The sequence below is a fragment of the Bartonella sp. AC535YNZD genome (genome assembly GCF_042196625.1).
Classification (GTDB): Bacteria; Pseudomonadota; Alphaproteobacteria; order Rhizobiales; family Rhizobiaceae; genus Bartonella.
The window spans coordinates 5,871-8,957 of sequence record NZ_JBHIQP010000023.1 but is presented as its reverse complement, the minus strand read 5'-3'; the positions used below and the strand labels follow the sequence as shown (position 1 = coordinate 8,957).

General features: G+C 37.7%; 2 protein-coding genes. Both read left to right on the top strand.

Annotated features, from left to right (window positions below):
- The coding region (locus tag ACFIM8_RS08580) for an autotransporter outer membrane beta-barrel domain-containing protein (protein WP_375607490.1) at window positions 1-133 on the top strand (133 nt) is incomplete at its 5' end.
- A 639-nt stretch (window positions 134-772) separates the two neighbouring features.
- Window positions 773-3,087 (top strand): beta strand repeat-containing protein (locus ACFIM8_RS08575; RefSeq protein ID WP_375614787.1); only part of this gene is annotated, 2,315 nt, incomplete at its 3' end.

Below are 3,087 nucleotides of genomic sequence, written 5' to 3'. Positions count from 1 at the left end.
AGGCGGCGTTGGCATCAATGCGCAACTGTCTCACAATTTCTCTCTTCATGGTGATGTAAGCTATCAACAAAAGCTTCAGAAAACTGGTATAAGTGGTGCAAGCTTTTCAGGTGGCATACGCTATCAGTTTTAATACAAGGCTATAAAAATAGCCTATTCATTCTATTCAATTTAACAAAAAAGGCAGCACATCGTGTTGCCTTTTTATCTCTCCTCTATTCTTCTCTACTAATACACATCGCCAACATTTCTCTTTGAGAAAATTAGTTAGAAAACTTCAAGACAATAAAATATCACGCTTTCAACTAGTAAAAATTTCCCTTGAAAAAAACTAAAAGTCGATTGAAAAATCAATGAACGCTATTTCATCGTAACCGTATTAAAGGAAAACATGAAAGCTATGGTATTAGCTTTGTTTATGATGTTGAAAGAGATCTCTATCAGGCTCAAGCATACAGTTTTTTGAAATTTTCTTGCCTACTTCTTTTCTTTAAGCATAAGCAACAAGTTTTATGCAAACATAACACATATCTTGAATAGAAAAACTTATAATACTTATATAATATTAACATAATATATTTATTTTAGAACAAAATGAATTTAAAATATAATTCATTATATATTAAATATATAATTTATTTTATACTTTACATAAAAATAAAAATCGCCTATCACGTTCCATCTCTAAAATACCCATCCATTTGATATCCTTCTTATAAGCGGGGGAAGAGTGTGTGGCACTTATAATTTACTTATAATTTAGGAAATCTTGATGTGTAAAAAGTCCCTTTTATCCTGCACGGCTGTCATAGCTGTCATGCTATTCAACACCCATCTCAATGTATATGCTGAAACTCTTGAAGTTTCCGGCGAGAAAAAAGAAGTATCTAATACAACGTATGAGATGATTAATGCGAAAGACAACGGAGAAATCACTGGCACACATTTAACTGTGGTTGGGAATAAAGACACAGATATTTATGCTGTAACAGCTGACGGTCTTGGCAGTGCGATTACATTCCTGCAAGACACAGCCATTAAAGGAACTGATTTTGACATTCGTCTTGGTCTTAATGCAAAAGATGGTGCTACAATCAAAATGACTGGAGGCATTATTACGGTTTCTGAAATTGGCGCTTTCTTCGAAAACAGTATGAATGATAAAAACAAGCTGGAAGGTGTAACAATATCAAGCGGTAAAGACGACCACTTCATGGACGAGGGAATAAATGCCGACAACAAAAGCAAAGTTACTTTAGAAAACGTAACGGTTACACAAGCAAACACCAGTATATTTGCAAATGATCATTCTGAAATAACGATATTAGGAGGAGCATTTGATGGAGAACTCAAAGGAATATCCGCTACAGGAGGCAGCGCTATTACTTTAACTTATAGCGAATTAGCCGATAACAAAAAAAGCAGTGTTCAAGTTACATCATCCCATGGTGATGGACTTTATGCAAATGGTGAACAATCTACAATCACAATGACTGGTGGAGCAATAACTGGAAGAAGCACAGCATTGCTTGCAGAAAATGGCGGACATATTGACATCTCAGATGTTACTTTAAAAACAGATGGCACCGGAATCGGTGCAATAGCCAATGATGTTAACAGTAAAATTGAATTGCATGGAAATACGGTAATTAATGATGCTGTAATTGGGCTTTATGCAGAAAACAGTGGCACAATCACAATGACAGGAGGAACCATTAAAGCTTTTGAAACTGGCGCATTCTTCAATGAAAGTAAGAGCAAAAAAAACAAGCTAGAAAATGTAACAATTACTTATGCAAACACCAGCATAAGTGATCAAGACAAGCTAGCAAATGCAAAAACATCGGACAATGAATTAGACGCTGGCTGGGAAAGTGAATTAGAAAATGAATTGGTAAATGAAGAGTTTTTATACACAGGAATAACAGCCTTTGCTGGAAGTCAAGTCACTTTAGAAAATGTAACCATTACCCAAGCAGAAACCAGCATATCCGCAGAAGGTCATTCTCAAATAGCGATATTAGGAGGAGAATATAATGGAGAACACGCTGGGCTATACGTTACGGAAGGCAGCATCATTACTTTAGCCAATAGTCAAAAAGGCAGCGTTCAAGTTACATCATCTTATGGCGATGGACTCTATGCAGACGGTTTATTCTCCACAATCACAATGATGGGAGGAATAGTGACTGGGGGGAACAGAGCATTATTGGCAGTGAACGGTGGATATATTAGAGGCGAAAATGTTGTTTTAACAACAACAGATGGTAACGGAAACGGAGCAGCTTCCACAGATCCTTACAGCTTAATTGAATTGTATGGGAAAACAACGATTAATAATGCTTTTATCGGGCTTTATACAGAAAACAGAGGTGTCATCATGATGACGGAAGGAACTGTAACTGGAAAAAGCGCAGCATTATTTGCAAAGAACGGCGGATATATTGATGTCACGGATGTAATACTAACAACAATAGATGGTAACGGATACGGTGCAGCCTCCACTGATCCTAACAGCTTAATTGAATTACATGGGAAAACAACGATTAATAATGCTGTAACTGGCCTTGGCGCAGAAAATAGTGGTACCATCACAATGAAGGGAGGAACTGTAACTGGGACAAGCGCAGCATTGCTTGCAAAAAGTGGTGGACATATTAAGGTTGCAGATGTCACTCTAACAACAATAGGCAACGGATACGGTGCAGCTACCACCGATCCTGATAGCTTGATCGAATTGCAAAGCAAAACAACAATTAATAATGCTTTCATCGGGCTTAATGCAGAAAATAGTGGTACCATCACAATGACGGGAGGAACTGTAACTGCTGCAAACATGGCAGTGCTTGCAAAAAGCGGTGGGCATATTAAGGTTACAGATGTTGCTCTAACAACAACAAATGGTAACTATGGCGCAGCTACCACCGATCCTGATAGCTTGATCGAATTGCAAGGCAAAACAACAATTAATAATGCTTTCATCGGGCTTAATGCAGAAAATAGTGGGGCAATCACAATGACGGGAGGAACTGTAACTGCTGCAAACATGGCAGTGCTTGCAAAAAGCGGTGGGCATATTAAGGTTAC